Origin of the sequence: Janthinobacterium aestuarii, from assembly GCF_051380835.1 — a bacterium.
Taxonomy (GTDB): Bacteria; Pseudomonadota; Gammaproteobacteria; order Burkholderiales; family Burkholderiaceae_D; genus Janthinobacterium; species Janthinobacterium aestuarii.
Map to the genome: position 1 here is coordinate 1 of NZ_JBNYXU010000016.1, position 16124 is coordinate 16124.

General features: G+C 60.5%; 11 protein-coding genes. 2 read left to right on the forward strand and 9 right to left on the reverse strand.

The genetic code is table 11. The annotated features are described in order from the left end of the window. Positions 1-349: 349 nt before the first annotated feature. On the forward strand, positions 350-2338 hold the full coding sequence (locus ACQ4WO_RS27835) for a sigma-54-dependent Fis family transcriptional regulator (RefSeq protein WP_436484107.1): 1989 nt from the start codon (positions 350-352) through the stop codon (positions 2336-2338). Position 2339: 1 nt separating this feature from the next. Here the strand turns inward: ACQ4WO_RS27835 and ACQ4WO_RS27840 are convergent, their stop codons facing one another. The 7 genes from ACQ4WO_RS27840 to ACQ4WO_RS27870 form a co-directional block, all read right to left on the reverse strand. Continuing rightward, positions 2340-3350 (reverse strand): FAD:protein FMN transferase, encoded by a 1011-nt coding sequence (locus tag ACQ4WO_RS27840; RefSeq protein ID WP_436484108.1) that lies wholly within the window; start codon positions 3348-3350, stop codon positions 2340-2342. Beyond that, entirely contained in the window at positions 3340-5442 is a 2103-nt protein-coding gene (locus ACQ4WO_RS27845) for a 4Fe-4S binding protein (protein ID WP_436484109.1), read from the reverse strand. The genes ACQ4WO_RS27840 and ACQ4WO_RS27845 overlap by 11 nt, the downstream gene beginning before the upstream one ends. A 57-nt stretch (positions 5443-5499) precedes the next feature. Next, the gene (locus tag ACQ4WO_RS27850) at positions 5500-6660 is read right to left on the reverse strand and encodes a porin (protein ID WP_436484110.1); all 1161 of its coding nucleotides are present in this window, start codon (positions 6658-6660) and stop codon (positions 5500-5502) included. Positions 6661-6947: 287 nt separating this feature from the next. Beyond that, on the reverse strand, positions 6948-8690 hold the full coding sequence (locus ACQ4WO_RS27855; RefSeq protein WP_436484115.1) for a PQQ-dependent methanol/ethanol family dehydrogenase: 1743 nt from the start codon (positions 8688-8690) through the stop codon (positions 6948-6950). 47 nt (positions 8691-8737) lie between these two features. Beyond that, positions 8738-9127, reverse strand: a complete 390-nt coding sequence (locus ACQ4WO_RS27860) for a DUF779 domain-containing protein (RefSeq protein ID WP_034756816.1) — start codon at positions 9125-9127, stop codon at positions 8738-8740. Between the two features lie 54 nt (positions 9128-9181). After that, the gene (gene adh, locus ACQ4WO_RS27865) at positions 9182-10702 is read right to left on the reverse strand and encodes an aldehyde dehydrogenase (protein WP_436484111.1); all 1521 of its coding nucleotides are present in this window, start codon (positions 10700-10702) and stop codon (positions 9182-9184) included. 344 nt (positions 10703-11046) lie between these two features. Further along, the gene (locus ACQ4WO_RS27870) at positions 11047-12003 is read right to left on the reverse strand and encodes a beta-propeller fold lactonase family protein (RefSeq protein ID WP_436484112.1); all 957 of its coding nucleotides are present in this window, start codon (positions 12001-12003) and stop codon (positions 11047-11049) included. Between the two features lie 204 nt (positions 12004-12207). On the opposite strand from ACQ4WO_RS27870, the gene ACQ4WO_RS27875 reads away from it, so the two are divergent. Then, a complete protein-coding gene (locus ACQ4WO_RS27875; protein WP_436484113.1) occupies positions 12208-14343 on the forward strand; it encodes a TonB-dependent receptor family protein in 2136 nt (711 codons plus the stop codon). Between the two features lie 162 nt (positions 14344-14505). Here the strand turns inward: ACQ4WO_RS27875 and ACQ4WO_RS27880 are convergent, their stop codons facing one another. Together ACQ4WO_RS27880 and pedF are read right to left on the reverse strand one after the other, a co-directional pair. Then, positions 14506-15339 (reverse strand): substrate-binding periplasmic protein, encoded by an 834-nt coding sequence (locus ACQ4WO_RS27880; RefSeq protein WP_436484114.1) that lies wholly within the window; start codon positions 15337-15339, stop codon positions 14506-14508. Positions 15340-15364: 25 nt separating this feature from the next. Further along, a complete protein-coding gene (gene pedF / locus ACQ4WO_RS27885; protein ID WP_128140523.1) occupies positions 15365-15850 on the reverse strand; it encodes a cytochrome c-550 PedF in 486 nt (161 codons plus the stop codon). Between the last annotated feature and the right edge of the window lie 274 nt (positions 15851-16124).

Consider the following 16124-nt stretch of genomic DNA (forward strand, 5'->3'; position numbering starts at 1 on the left):
CGAAGAAGGAAGAGTATGAAGCGTTTGCAGCATTTCGTCAACCTTCTTTTTTCACCCTGCTTTACTCTGCATTTGCATGCGTCGTTCAGCGAGGGGGCGAATTATAGCCAAGCCCCGCGCGCCCCGCAAGCGCTATTTTTCCGCCCTGCGAAACGGCCCTGGCACCGCACTTGCTTATATAAACATTCGCACCGTCCACTGATGAGAGCAACTCTGGGTCTGGCAGCAACACTGGGGATAGCCCGGTTCGCTTTGCTTTGCTCCCATCTGTGACAGGTGCTACATTATGGAACACTCTCGATATTCAAAAGAGCGCCGCAGTACAGGGCCCAACGGAGGCAACGAGATCATGTATCAACCGTCAGCTACTTACCGTAGCGCACCGTTTTCGTCCATCGCGGACGCGAACATCACACCGGCAGGACAGGACAACGTTCCCGTCATCATAGAAACGTCCCATCAGCGCTCAGTCGCCTTTGGCCTGTCGCCCACAGCCACGCCCGACTTTACGCCGGCCGGCAAATCCGACCTGTCCTTGCTGATCGAGCAAAACCGCTTGCTGCACACGCACGCGCTGCCCGCCATGGAAACCCTGTACCAGCAAATCGTCAACACCCACAATATGGTGATCTTGACGGACGCCAACGGCGTCATCGTGCACTCGCTGGGCGACGATGATTTTCTGGAGAAAGCCAACCGCGTCGCCCTGCAGCCGGGCGTGGCGTGGTCGGAACAAAGCCGCGGCACGAATGCCATCGGGACGGCCATCACGGAAAAAGTACCGACATTGGTCCATGCGGACCAGCATTACCTGGCCGCCAATCATTTCCTCACGTGCTCTGCGGCACCCATCACCGACCACCGGGGCAACGTCATCGGCGTGCTGGACGTCTCGAGCGACCAGCGCAGTTTCCACAAGCATACGATGGCCCTCGTGCGCATGTCGGCGCTGATGATCGAAAATCAGCTTTTTTCCGCCACCTTTGAAGACGCCATCACCGTGCACTTCCACGCGCGCCCCGAATTCATCGGCACCTTGATGGAAGGCATCGCCTCGTTCACCCCGGGCGGACGGTTCTTATCGGCCAACAAGAATGGCTTGTTCCAGCTGGGCCTGTCATTTGCCGCGCTGCAATCGCACACGTTCAGCTCCCTGTTCGGCTTGCCCGTGTCCGCCCTGTACGACCATTACCGCACGGCCTCACCCGGTTTGCTGAACCTGTGCATGCACAGTGGCGTACGCGTGTATGGGCGCGCGCAGTTGCGGTTAGCCAATAGTGCCTTCCAGCATGGCTTTGCTGCCAGCACCGACCATAGCGATATCAACGCCGCCCCGGCGCAGGTTCCCGCGCCGGCCAGCCATGCGGCCAACGCGGCACGCCGCCTGTCCGGCCTGCGCTACCTGCGCACGGGCGATCCGCAGCTGGAACTGGTGATCGAAAAGGTCAACAAGGTATTGGGACGCGATATCCCCATCCTCGTCATGGGCGAAACGGGCACGGGCAAGGAATTGCTGGCGCAAGCCATCCACAACGATTCGCCACGGGCCATGGGGCCGTTTATCGCCGTCAACTGCGCCTCGATCCCGGAAACCCTGATCGAGTCCGAACTGTTCGGCTATGAAGACGGGGCGTTTACGGGCGCGCGCAAGAAGGGCGCCATCGGCAAGATATTGCAAGCCAATGGCGGCACCCTGTTCCTCGATGAAATCGGCGACATGCCGTTTGGTTTGCAGGCGCGCCTGTTGCGCGTGTTGCAGGAACGCATGGTCACCCCGCTGGGCAGCAGCAAATCGATCACCGTCAATGTGGAACTCATTTGCGCGACGAATCACAACTTGCGCGAACGCATGGCCAAGGGGCTGTTCCGCGAAGACTTGTATTACCGCCTGAATGGCCTGGTGGTCAAACTGCCGCCGCTGCGCGAGCGCACGGACCTGGACACGGTCGTGAAAAAAATCCTCGCGACGGAAGCGCCCGATACGCGCTACACGGTGGCGCCGGACATCCTGCGCCTGTTCCACCAGCATAAATGGCCGGGGAACTTCCGCCAGCTGACCAATCTGTTGCGCACGGCCATCGTCATGGCAGGCGATGAACACGAAATCTGTTTGCGCCACATGCCCGACGATTTCCTCGACGATATTGAAATGACGCAAGCGACTGCCGCCAGCGCCAGCACGGACCGGATGATCGCGGCCGGCGCCAATCTGGAAGAGATGGAGCAAAGCGTCATTCTCAAGTCGCTCGATGCCCACGGCGGCAACGTCTCGGCCACGGCGCGGGCCCTGGGCGTGTCGCGCAACACGATCTATCGCAAGGTGCCACATCTGAAATAAGCTAGAGCAGACGGGAAAAGCCGGGCGACATCTCGCGCCGCCCCTGCTTGTCGATGGTCATCAAGTCAACCCCGTCCATCCGCGCGGCCATCGCATGCGCACGCGCCGCGCCCGTCACCATGAAGGTCGTCGACAGGCCATCGGCCAGCAAGCCCGTGGACGCCAGCACCGTCACGCTGGCCAGTTCGCGCGGCGAATCGCCCTTCGAAGGGTCGAAGATGTGGTGATGCACGAAGTCGGGCGTGAACGTGCACTCGTAGTCGCCCGACGTGGCCACGCTGCGCCCTTCCACTTTCAAGGTGGCCGCCAGGATTTCTGCGTCGCGCGGATCCTGGATGCCCAAGGTCCACGGGCGGCGCACGGAACGCTGTCCGCGCGCAACGAATTCGCCCGTGTCCAGCAACGCGTGCCGTATGCCGCGCGCCTGCACGGCCGCCAGCGCCATGTCCGCCGCGTAACCTTGCGCCAGGCCATTCAAGGTCAGCGCCATGCCGGGCTGCAGGAAACGCACTTCGCGTTTGTCCCACGCCAGTTGCCGCCAGCCGACCCGCGTCTGCGCTTCGCGCCGCAATGCTTCCGCAGGCAAGCCGGCCTGGTCTGCCACCGAGCGAAACAGCTGCCATAAAGGTTGCACCGTGATATCAAACGCCCCATCGCTCCATTGCGACAAGGTTTGCGCCTGCGCCAGCACCGCCAGCAGATGGGGGTCCGGCCGGGCCAGGCGGCCGTCACGGTTCAGCTGGAAGACTTGGCTGGCGGGACTGTAAATGCTCATCAGGCGGTCGATATTCCTGGCTGCGTGCAAGGCATCCTCGATGGCCAGCTCGGCCTGGCGCTGATCGTGGTGCAACACGGTAACGGCGATCGTCGTGCCAAACGCCAACGCTGCGCCTTGATAAGATCGCACGCCGGAGGCCGTGGCCGTGCCGCGCGCCATACTGCCCGGCAAAGACAAGCCCGCCATGCCGGCCACGCTGCCTATCGCTGCGGAAATAAACGTTCTACGCTGCATTGCTGCTCTCCTCTGCCGTGGCCCGGCCTATGGGTATCGTGCGGGCACGCTTGATTTCCAGCATCAAGGGTGCGCATTTTTCATCGCTGGCGTAAATCACCACGCAATCCATGCACTGGAAACACTCGTCGTAATCGACTTTCCCGCTCGGCGCGATGGCGTGATGTTCGCAACGGTGGCGGCAAGTCTGGCACGGCGCTCCACATTCCTTGCGGCGGGGAATCCAGTTGAACAAGCGAAGCCGTCCCAGCAACGCCAGCGCCGCACCAAACGGGCACAGGTAGCGGCAAAAGAATTTATAGGAAATGCTGCTGAGCAGCAGCAAACCCACGGCATACGCAACAAACGGCCAGGCGCGCACGAAATTCAGGGTGATGGCCGTCTTGAACGGTTCCAGCTCGACCAGCTTGTCCGTGATCTGGCTGGAAAACAGGCTGCTGCCGAGAATGGCCGCCAGCAAGCCATATTTGATCCATTTCAAGCGCCCGTCGAGGCGCGGCTTGATCTTCCACTGAGGCAAGCGCAGCCACTGGCCCAGCTTGCCCGTGAATTCCTGCAGCGCTCCAAACGGGCACAGCCAGCCGCAAAACGTGCCGCGTCCCCATACAAGCAGGCTGAGCAGCACGAACGCCCACAGGATCACCGTCATCGGATCGAACAGGAAAAAGCCCAGGCTGCGCCCCGCAAGCAGCGCCTGGAGTGCGCCAGTGATATTGACGATCGATAACTGCCCCTGCGCGTAATAGCCGATGAAGCCAATGGTAAACACCAGAAACAGACGGCGAAACCACGCAAATTGGCGGCCATCGCGCACCAGGCGTTTCTGCCACGCCAATGCGCCGGCCAGCAGCGCCAGCCCGGCCAGCAAAAGCAGCAACTCAGCCTTGCGGTTCTTCCACGTGCCGCGCCAGCTAGCATCGTCGCCTTGCGGCGCCGTATAAAAATCGGCTGGCAGGCGGTAGCTGGCATCGACGTTGCGCGCGACACGTTCCGGATACACGATGCCCTTGTTGCGCGTGATCGGTAGCGTGAACGCCAGCGGGCTGGCCGCATCGAGCCCCGCCTGGCTGATGATGCGCAGTGCGGCGATATTTTCCGTCGGCAATGGCCCCGCATCGGACAAGCTCAACTCCAGGTCCAGGTCGCGCATGTCGATGGGCAAGCCATCCTGCTTCAGCAACAGCCGGTCGGGGACGGTGCCGCGCACGAAATCGTCGCCCAGCACGCTGTAGCGCCCGCGTGACATGATGAGGATGGCATGGTCGCCCTCGTCAAGCCGGTTGCGCAATTTGTTCCAGCTGCGTTCCGTCAACAGATTGCGTCCCACCGTGGGCACGGACACATACGCCAGGTACAGGTCGATGAACACGCCGTCCGGGTCGCGTACGGCTTCCGGTTCGAGTCCGGCTCCGGGACTGCCCGCAAACAAGGTTTCCACGTCCTTGTTGCTCAAGCGCACATGCTGGATCAAGCCTTGATCGAGCATCTGCGCCATGCTGAGTTTCTCGAATACCTCCATGCGGATGCGGGCAATCTGGTCGGGGTCGCGGCCTTGCGCGAAGCCGAGTTTTTTGCGCGACACTTTCAAGGCCGAGGCCAGCACGCTCTGGTTGATGATGCGCACGGAAGCCGTGGCCTTCGACACGCCATCGATATCGGCATGGGTGGCGTCCGGTGCGCGTTTCGTCCTGGCATCGATGGCGATATTCTGTTTCAGCGACAAGCCCTGGTACTGTTTGACGAACTGAAACAAGGGCGCTTCACCGAGACCATCGAGAAACACGGGCTCGTGCTGCGACAGCACGGCGACGTCGAGAAAGCTGCCCTTCGGATCGATGGCGATCAGCAGATTGACGGGCACGCCGGAAAAGCCGGGAATAGGCGCCAAGTCCACCGATTCAAAAACGTAGCCGACCAGTTCGGTCGCCGTGGCGTTTTGGCGGAACAAGGGCCAGACGGGCAAATCGGTTTCCTTGTCGCCCACGACGATGGGGGCAGGAAAGCGCCGCGCCAGTTCGGCCTTGGTGAGCACACCGGCCCACGCCTGCCCCAGGATAAACAGGAATAGCCAGCAGGCTATGAACAAGCGCATTATCCGCATGCATGGTGCTCCGTGCGGCGCCCTGTCGCAAGGCGCCGCGTTGTTGAGTTAGAAGAAAATAATGCCGCCCAGGGACACGCCATTCATCTTCGCTTCGCCGCCGGCAAAACCTTTCGAACGCGTCTGGCCCAGCTCGCCCACCAGGGTGATCGCGCTGTTGAGCGAGTAGTACGCGCCCAGAGTCAGGTTGGCGTTCGACTTCAAGCCGCCCGTGCCGGCCGTGTTGTCGTCGTTCTTGCTGATGCCGTAGGACAAGCCCAGCTTCAGCTTGTCCGTCGTTTTATACGTGCCTTGCAGCAGCCAGTTCTTCGACTTGGTATTGCCCTGGTCCGCATCGGACAAGATACCGAGTCCCTTGCCGCCCTGGAAGTTGACCAGCACGCCAGCCGGGCCCATCTGGTACGAGCCGCCCACTTCCACGCCGCGCATGGTCAGGTCATCGACACCCGGCGTTTTCGAGGTGAATTTTTGCGACTTCACGCCGAGCCAGGCTTTCAACCCTTCCTGCGCATACGTCAGCTGCGCCTGCACTTGCGGACTCGACTTTGAAGAATAGGTCGAGCCTGCCACGATGGGCGTATCGGAGACGGGACTGACCAACGCCACATCGACGCCAATGCCGCCCGACTTCGGCGAGCTGTACATGATCTGGCCATAGTTGCCCAGATAGGTATAGCCGGCGCCGATATGGCCAAGGGTCACGCGGCCCCGCTGCGTCGCCTGCACCGGCGCGCCCGAGCCCAGCAAGGTCATGTCGGACAGGATTGCGTTCGCGCCGAAGATGCCGTAGTCGCGGCCCAGCTTGAACGTGCCCATCTGCTCATTGCCAAACGTGAAGAAGGCCTGGCGCACGTCGACCACGCTGTTCTGGCTGATGGCGCTGTCCGTCGCCGTCGAGTTATAGATGCCGATCAAGGCTTTCACGTCGTACTCGCCCAGCCGCGAGCTCGCCGAGGTGATCAAGCCGTTGGGCAGCAAGCCGTTGCCGATGGTGGTGCGGTCCTTCTCTCCGCCGCAACCGAGCGCCTGGCCGCCCACCGCCAGCCCACCCACCGCATCGCCCGAACACGATACCTGCGTGTAATAGGCGTTGACGATGCCACCCACCGACACGGTCCAGTCGCCAGCTTTGATATCGACGGCTTGCGCCTGCCCCACCGCTGCGATTGTCATGACACCGAGGCTCCCCAGCTTGATCCATGTGTTCATTTCTTCTCCTCTTTCTTCTCTGTTTTTAGTGTGCACACCAGTGATTGATGTACCTCAAGCTTTGGCAATAAGCGTGCCCAGCAAGCCTCAGAGGGAGAAAGAAAAAAAGCGTATTGAACGTGTGCAGCGGCGGATCAATCGCCACTGACAGTGTTCATTTTTTGACCGCAAGTATGCGTATCGGCCATCCAGGTAAACAAAAAACTGACGGCCTGGGCCGTCAGCAAAAAGAAAACACCCGGCGGACAGGGAGACACCCATCCGTGTGGCCCGGGTGCTTCACCCCGTTACTTCGATGCCAGCTTGAAGACCCACACGGAACCGCCCTGTTCCAGGAAATTGACCTTCTTCGCCACTTCGCCGCCCCACAGCGGCACTGCGCCACCCCAGCCTGATACGACGGCCACATATTGCGTGTCGCCATCCTGCCACGTGACGGGCGGCGCCACGACGCCGGAGCCCGTCTGGAATTTCCACAGCTCCTTGCCCGTCTTCGCATCGACGGCTTTCAGGAAGCCTTCCGGCGTGCCGTAGAACACCAGGTTACCGGCCGTGCTCATCACGCCGCCCCACAGCGGCGCGTTGTTCTTGATTTCCCAGACGATCTTGCCCGTCTTCGGATCGACGGCGCGCATGGCGCCGATATAGTCGTCAAACAGGGGCTTGATGGTGAAACCGGCACCGAGGAAAGCGCCGCCCTTCTTGTAGCTGATCGGCTCGTTCCAGATATCCATGCCCCATTCGTTCGCCGGCACGTAGAACAGCTTGGTTTGCGGCGAGTAGGCCATCGGCATCTGGTTTTTGGCGCCGAGGAAAGCGGGCGCGGCAAACACGGTCGTGCCCTTCTTGCCTTCCTCTCCCTTGGTCGGGTCGCCGGGGCGGCCGGCGGCGATGAAGTTCGGCCGGCCCGTCTTCAGGTCGATGCTGCTGGCCCAGGTGATTTTCTTCACAAACGGGAAGGCGTTCTGCAGCTTGCCCGTGTTGGCGTCGATCACATAGAAGAAACCGTTGCGGTCGGCCTTGCCGCCGTAGCGCTTGCCATCCATGTCGAAGGTGACGAATTCGTTGGCGCCGTCGAAATCCCAGGCGTCGTTCGGCGTGTTCTGATACGCCCACTTGATCTGCCCCGTTTTCACGTCGAGCGCCACGGTGGACGACGAGTACAGATTGTCGCCGGGACGCAAATGGCTGTTCCATGGCGCCGGGTTGCCCGTGCCAAAGTAGGCGAGCTTGGTTTGCGGATCGTAGGTGCCGCCCATCCACGTCGAGGCGCCGCCCGTTTTCCACAGGTCGCCGGGCCAGGTCTTGTTCGCGGTGCCGGACACGCCATTGTCGATGGCCTTGCCATCCTTGTCGTAGCGGTGGCCCATATGGCCCTCTACCGTCGGGCGGCTCCACACGAGGTCGCCCGTCATGGGGTTGCGCGCTTCGACCCGGCCGACGATGCCGAATTCGCCCCCCGACACGCCAGTCAGCAGCAAGCCTTCGGCGATCAGCGGCGCGGCCGTCATCGAGTAGCCGGCTGCATAATCGTCGACTTTCTCTTTCCAGACGATCTTGCCCGTGTTCTGGTCCAGCGCCACGAGATAGGCGTCGAGCGTGCCGAAAATCACCAGGTTGCCGTACAGGGCCGCACCGCGGTTGACCACGTCGCAGCAGGGCATGATGCCGTCCGGCAAGCGATGCTCATATTTCCACAGCTTAGCGCCCGTTTTCAAGTCGACGGCAAAGATGCGCGAATACGATGCCGTAACGAACATCTTGCCGTTGTGAATCAGCGGCTGCGATTCCTGGCCACGCTGTTTTTCGCCGCCAAACGAGAACGACCAGGCCGGCACCAGCTTGGCCACGGTCTTGTCATTGATCTGCGTCAACGGCGAATAGCGCTGGCCCTGCGTGCCCATGCCGAACGACAGGACGCTGGCTGGATTCTTCGCCGTGCTGTCGAGCATGGCATTGGTGACATTGCCCACGTCAGCCCCTTGGGCCAGCGATGCCAAACTCAAACCGAAACCGATGACGATCCCCATGATTTTTTTCTGCACAATCATCTCCCTCTGTTTTATTAGTATGTGTGTCAAGTCTTGCGGTGTTCATGCGGCTGGGCATGCAGCAAGGCGCACTCTTCATCGGTGAACAGGCGCGAGCGCGTCAAAAAGCGCTTGCCCGTGCCGTTGTCGAGTGAAAACATGCCGCCATTGCCATCAACCACATCGATAATCAACTGGGTATGCTCCCAGTACTCGAATTGCTCGAGTCCCATGTAGAACGGTGTGCCATTCAAATTGCCGAGATAGATATCGGTATCGCTGACATCGAACTCGCCCAGCGCGTAGCACATGGGCGCGCTGCCGTCGCAGCAACCGCCCGACTGGAAAAACATCAGCGGGCCGTGACGCTGGCGCAACTTGTCCATCATTTCCAGCGCCGCATCGGTGGCGACCACCCGGGCAATTGCTGCACTCATGGCATCCCTTTCTGCGCACCGCGCCTGGACGACAGGCGCGGTGCGTGTACCGGTTTAGAAGAAGCCCAGCGCTTTCGGGCTATAGCTGACCAGCAAGTTCTTCGTTTGCTGGTAGTGATCAAGCATCATCTTGTGATTTTCGCGGCCGATACCCGATTGCTTGTAGCCGCCGAACGCGGCGTGGGCCGGATACAGGTGGTAGCAATTGGTCCACACGCGACCCGCCTGGATGGCGCGTCCCATGCGGAAGGCGCGCGAACCATCGCGCGTCCACAAGCCGGCGCCCAGGCCGTACAAGGTATCGTTGGCAATCGCCAGCGCGTCGGCCTCATCCTTGAAAGTGGTGACGGACACGACCGGTCCAAAGATTTCTTCCTGGAAGATGCGCATCTTGTTGTTGCCCTTGAACACGGTCGGACGCACGTAGTAGCCGCCTTCCAGGTCGCCCGGCTGCGTGTTGCGCTCGCCGCCGGCCAGCACTTCGGCGCCTTCCTGGCGGCCGATGTCGAGATAGGACAGAATTTTCTCCAGCTGCTCCTGCGACGCCTGCGCGCCGATCATGGTGGACGAATCGAGCGGATTACCCTGCTTGATGGCGGCCACGCGCTTCAGGGCGCGTTCGATGAATTTTTCGTAGATCGATTCCTGGATCAGCACGCGCGATGGGCAGGTGCACACCTCGCCCTGGTTCAGCGCGAACATGGCAAAACCTTCCAGGCATTTGTCGAAATACTCATCGTCGGCATCCATCACGTCTTCAAAGAAGATGTTCGGCGACTTGCCGCCCAGCTCCAGGGTGACGGGAATCAGGTTTTGCGCGGCATAACCCATGATCAAGCGGCCCGTGCCCGTTTCGCCCGTGAAGGCGATCTTGGCAATGCGCTTACTCGAGGCCAGCGGCTTGCCCGCTTCCAGCCCGAAACCGTTGATGATGTTCAGCACGCCCGGCGGCAGCAGGTCGCCGATCAGCTCGATCAACACCATGATAGACGCCGGGGTCTGCTCGGCCGGTTTGAGGACGACGCAATTGCCGGCGGCCAGGGCTGGCGCCAGTTTCCACACAGCCATCAAAATCGGGAAATTCCACGGGATGATCTGGCCCACGACGCCGAGCGGCTCGTGGTAGTGGTAGGCATAGGTTTCCGCATCGATTTGCGCGACGGAACCTTCCTGCGCGCGGATGCAACCGGCAAAATAACGGAAATGGTCGATGGCCAGCGGAATGTCGGCGTTCATCGTTTCGCGGATCGGCTTGCCGTTGTCGATGGTTTCCGCGGTGGCGATCAGGCTCAGGTTCTGTTCGATGCGGTCGGCGATGCGGTTCAGGATATTGGCGCGCTCGGCAGGCGACGTCTTGCCCCAGGCATCCTTGGCGGCATGGGCCGCGTCCAAGGCCAGCTCGACGTCTTCCGCCGTGGAACGGGCGATTTCGCAAAATGGCAAGCCCGTGATCGGCGTGATGTTGGGAAAGTATTCACCTTTCACTGGGGCAACGAATTTGCCGCCGATGTAATTGTCATAGCGTTGTTTGAAGGGATTGGCTACGCCCAGTTTGCTGATGTCTGCGAGATTCATGTCGTCCTCTATCGGGTTAATTAGAATGGAATTGCTGTAATTAAAATCAAACGTCCTGGTACAGATGGGGTGAGTACACGGAGTCTTCCGCAAATGCCGTGCCAGCTCGCCATCCCACTACAAACTTAGCCGCTTTTACCCCTGTTACAAGGGCGTAACATCAATACCGGTGCACTTTTCAGCACATGCACCGGCTTGGGTGACAGGCGTGGGTCTGTTTGCGTTTTGAACAAGGTGGCGGCGTCCTGTTCCAATCCGGGCCAGCCCTGCGGCATCTCCTCTGCGCCGCTGCACAATGGAACAGGTGTACCAGACTGGAACACCTGCTCTGTGCCACCAAGAAATCAACGAATCACCACGCCCCATGGCAATTCACCTACAGCAATATCGGCCACCTTGCGCGCGCTGGCCGTGTCGATGACGGAAACGCTGTTCGAGCGGCCATTGGCCACATACAGCTTGGCACCATCGGGCGTGATGGCCATGTTCCATGGGCGCTTGCCGACGGGAATGGTGGCCGTCACTTCGTTGCTGGCCGTGTCGATCACCATCACCGTGCCATCGATACCGTTCGAGACATACACCCGCTTGCCGCCGGGATGGACCACGATGCCATTCGCATTCTTGCCTGCAGGAATGGTGGCAATCGCCTTGCGCGCGGCCATGTCGATGACGTAGACGGCATTGACCAGTTCGCACGCCACGTAGGCGCGGCCCGAGTCCGGACTGAAACCGATGCCGCGCGGCCGCAGCCCCACGGCGATGGACGCGACCTGGCGGCGTTGCGCCACATCGATGACATCAACTTGCTCGGCCTCTTCCGCGCTGACCAGCAGCCAGCGCCCATCGGGGCTGAAGACGGCATGTTCCGGGTTGCGTCCCTGCACCTTGATATCGGCGAGCAAGCTACCGGTATGGCCATCGAGCAAGGTCACGCTATTGTTTTCCTCGACGGCCACGGCCACATGACCACCATCTTGCGAGGCGCTGACGCCTTCGGGCGACTTGCCCAGCATCACCGTGCGCAGGGGCGCGTCGCCAACGTTATCGATCAGCAGCAAGGCGCTGCTGGCGGCGTCCGTGACAAACAATTGCCGCCCGGTGGGGTCGGCGGCGATGCCGCGCGGACGCTTGCCGGCTGCAATCTGGCGCACTACCTGGTCGGTCGCCGTGTCGATCACGCTCAAGGTGCCCGATTTTTCATTGGGAACATAAGCAAATGGAGCGGCCTGGAGGGCGCTGCTGGCGAGCGCAGACAGCAGCCAGCACACCTGGCGCAAGCGCGAGAAGAAGTTGGGCATAATCACCTTTCGATGGCAAAACACAGGAAAAGCGCGCGGCATCGGCGCATCTGAACATTGCTGTATGCAAACGCCGTGCCACTGACACGCGTATAATTTCAGCCCACCAATGGAGACATGGCAGGCATATTGCTTGATACAACTATGCAGACCTGCGCCGCGCACGCGACCAAAGCAGGCTTTTATTCACATTGGAGAATCCGCATGCAGCACCGTTTCCGCCTGAACACCATCGCCAGCCTGTTTGTCGCCGGCAGCGCTACCCTCGCCCCCCACGCTTTCGCCGCCGAGGCCGCAGATCCGGGCGGGCAAATTATGGACACGGTGGTCGTCAGCGGCAGCCGCATCGCCCACCCCAGCCAGGAAGTGCCGGCCTCAATCGACGTCGTCGACAGCGCCCGCATCCAGGATGGCCAAATCCGCGTCAACGCGTCAGAAGCGCTGGCCGCCGTGCCGGGCCTGGTCGTGCAAAACCGCCAGAACTATGCGCAAGACTTGCAGATCTCGTCGCGCGGCTTCGGCGCACGCTCGGCCTTCGGCGTGCGCGGCGTAAAACTGATCAGCGATGGCATTCCTGCCAGCATGCCGGACGGCCAAGGCCAGGCCGCCACCTTCAACCTCGATACTGCCGAGCGCATCGAAGTGCTGCGCGGACCGTTTTCTGCCATCTACGGCAACCACTCGGGCGGCGTGATCCAGCTGTTTTCCAAGGATGGGCAAAATCCCCCGTCCGTCGAATTGAATGTGGTGGGCGGCAGCTACGGCACCAACAAAGTGGACTTGACAGCGCAAGGCCAGACAGGCGGCATCGGCTACGTGCTCGACGGCTCCCGCTTCCGCACGGACGGCTTCCGCGACCACAGCGCCGCCACGCGCGAACAAGCCTTCGGCAAGATCACCGTCAAGCCGACGGCGGACAGCAAGCTGACCATCGTCGCCAACAGCCTGCACCAAGGCAACACGCAAGATCCGCTGGGCGTCACCTGGCCCACGTTTGCCCGCGACCCGCGCGCCGGCGAAATCGACACGACCGTTACGCAAGGTCCGAAACCCACCTTGGCCGAGCGCTACAACACGCGCAAGAGTATCGACCACCAGCAAATCGGCGCCACCTTCGAGCAATCATTCGGCGACGACCGCCTGCATGTGATGGTGTATGGCGGCAACCGCGACGTGATCCAGTACCAGGCGTTTACCAAAGGCTTCCAGGCACCGCCCAGCCATTCAGGCGGCGTGGTCGACTTCCAGCGTGAGTTCTACGGCATCGATACCAACTGGCTGCACGTGAACCAGCTGGCCGGCGGCAAGCTGAGCACCACCATCGGCATCGATTACGGCCGCTCCAGCGATGACCGCACCGGCTATGAAAATTACATCGGCAACACGTTTGGCGTGAAAGGCAAGCTGCGCCGCGACGAGCAGGACGTCGTCTCCAGCCTCGATCCGTATCTCCAGATGGAATGGCAGAGCGGACCGTGGCTGCTCAGCGCAGGTGTGCGCTACAGCAAGATGAAAGTGTCGGTCAACGACCACTATTTCAGCAATGGCAACGACAGCGGCAGCCTGGAGTTCAGCCACACGACACCGGTGCTGGGCCTGCTGTATAAACTGACGCCGAACGTCAACGTGTACGCCAGCGCCGCGCGCGGTTTTGAGGCGCCCACCTTGAACGAACTGTTTTACTCGGGCACGGGTGGCGGTTTCAATTACCAGCTGAAACCGGCCACCAGCACCAACCTGGAAGCAGGCATCAAGGCCAGAATCGCCAACAACACCCACGTAAACGCGGCCGTGTTCCAGATCAAAACCAACGACGAATTGGTGGTCGACAAGTCCAGCGGTGGGCGCACCAGCTATCGCAATGCAGGTAAAACCTTGCGCCAGGGTATGGAAGTGTCGCTGGAATCGAACTTGCCATATGGTTTCACGGCAAAAGTAGCACTGACCAGCCTGCACGCCGTGTATGACCAGGCGTTTGGCAGCGTGCGCGAAGGCAGCCGTTTGCCTGGCGTGCCCAGCGCCAACCTGTTCGCGGAACTGGCGTGGAAAGATACGCTCGACCGCTTTGGCGCAGCGCTGGAAAGCGTGGCCAGCAACCAGGTCTACGCGGAAGACAGCAACATCGAAAAACCGGCGCCCGGCTACACAGTGTTCAATGCGCGCTTCAACGCCAAACAAAACGTGGGGAACTGGCGCTTCAAGGAATTTGCTCGGCTGAACAATCTTTTCGACAAAACCTACGTGGGCTCCGTCATCGTCGGCGACAGCAACAAGCGCTACTACGAGGCGGCGCCGGGACGTAACTGGCTGCTGGGTGTCAGCGCCCAATACTCGTTTTAAGAACACCTGAGAAAAAGTCCATGGCCGCGTTGCATTGCCTGGTCGTACTATTCGTACTGCCTGCGGCAATGCGCCTTGCCCTGAACATTTTTCAGGCGTTCTTATGACAATAAAGCCCGCACATCTTCCGATGCGCGGGCTTGTAAACTCAAGCAAGCCACTTCAGGGCCGCGCTTCCTTCACGCCATACTTTTCAAAGATGGTTTTCAGTTCACCGCTGGCCGCCATCTCGTTCATGGCTGCCTGCAGCAGCTTGGCCACGTCGAGCTGCTGGCGGCTGACGGCCAGGCCCACGGCCCAGCCGGCACGCGGCAAGCGGGCGAACGCCACTTCGCTCAAGGGGAAAGCAGGATCGCTTTTCAGCGCCGATTCGATTTCCGAACGATTCGCCAGCACGGCGTCGAGCTTGCCTGCCTGCAATTGCTGCAAGGCTTCCGCAGCCGTATCGAAGATGCGCACGTCGTCGCGGTATTTGCCATTGTCTTCGCCCAGCATCAGCATGGCCGCGATCGACACCTTTTCCACGCCGATACGCTTGCCGGCCAGCGAAGCGACACCGTCGAATTGCGGCACGGCTTGCGCGCTGCGCACCAGGCGCACGGTTTCCACGTAGTACGGTGCGAAGATCTCGACCTTATCGTTATCCGCCATCAACTTCTTGTCGACCGGCACATGCAGCATCACATCGGCGGGGCCATAACCGAGGTAATGCCCCTTCCACACCATATTGCGCAAATCGTCGTTCAGATTTTCGCCGGCGGGAAATGGCAGCAAACTCAGTTTCAGCCCCAGCTTTTTCGCCAGCGCTTCGGCGATGTCGATATCGATCCCTACACCCTTGTCGGAAAACGGCGCGAACTCGTTATATACAGCCACTTTCAGGCTGCCCGACTGTTGCACTTTCTGCCAGTCGGCGTGCGCCGGCGCGGCTGCGCACAGCGCCAGGCAAGCGAGCGAGATCATCGCGCGCACGCCCCGGAGTTGAAATGAACGCATGACACTCCTTCGTGATCAGTGTGGCTTAGTTGGATTCGCGGCGGGTTTCCAGATAGGTCTTGATGGCCCACATGGCTTCCTGGTTGAACACGCCTTCGAACGGCGGCATGTACACGGCGCCATTGCGCACTTTACCGTGACGGATAGTGGTCAAATAGTAATTGTCCGTCTCCTTGTAGCAAGCCTGTTTCTTTGTCTCATTCTTGATACTGAAACAATCGCGGTCGAGCTGGCGCAAGTCCGGCGCGATGCCGCCCGAGATGGCTTCGATGCCGTGGCAGCGGGCGCAATTCTGGTTGTAGGCCGATGTGCCCACCGTCAAGGCCAGCTTGTTGCCCCGATACGGGTTTTGCTCGAGCCACTTGTCGCCCACCTTGGGCAAGCCGGTGGTGTCGACGCCTTGCGGCGTGACGTTGCCATGCGCATAGGCATGCGGCAAGGTCAGCAGGGAAGTCAGGGCAACGGCGCCGGCGGCCGCAACGCCGAGCAGGGTACGAATGGAATAGGTCATGCTGGTCTCCTTGGTTTTTTAGTGAATACCCAAGAAGAGCAAATGCCATGCCATGCGTATATGCCCCACATCCGGCCGCCCATGTATCAATTTGGAACAGCTGCAACACGTATTTGTGTCACTGCGCGCGTAAGCCGACAGCACCAAACAAAACCAACAGACGTAAAAAAACCCCAACCGGATCACCGGAAGGGGTTTTTTCGAATAACAAGCCTGACGATAACCTACTTTCACACTGGTTGCAGCACTATCATCGGCGCAAAGTTGTTTCACG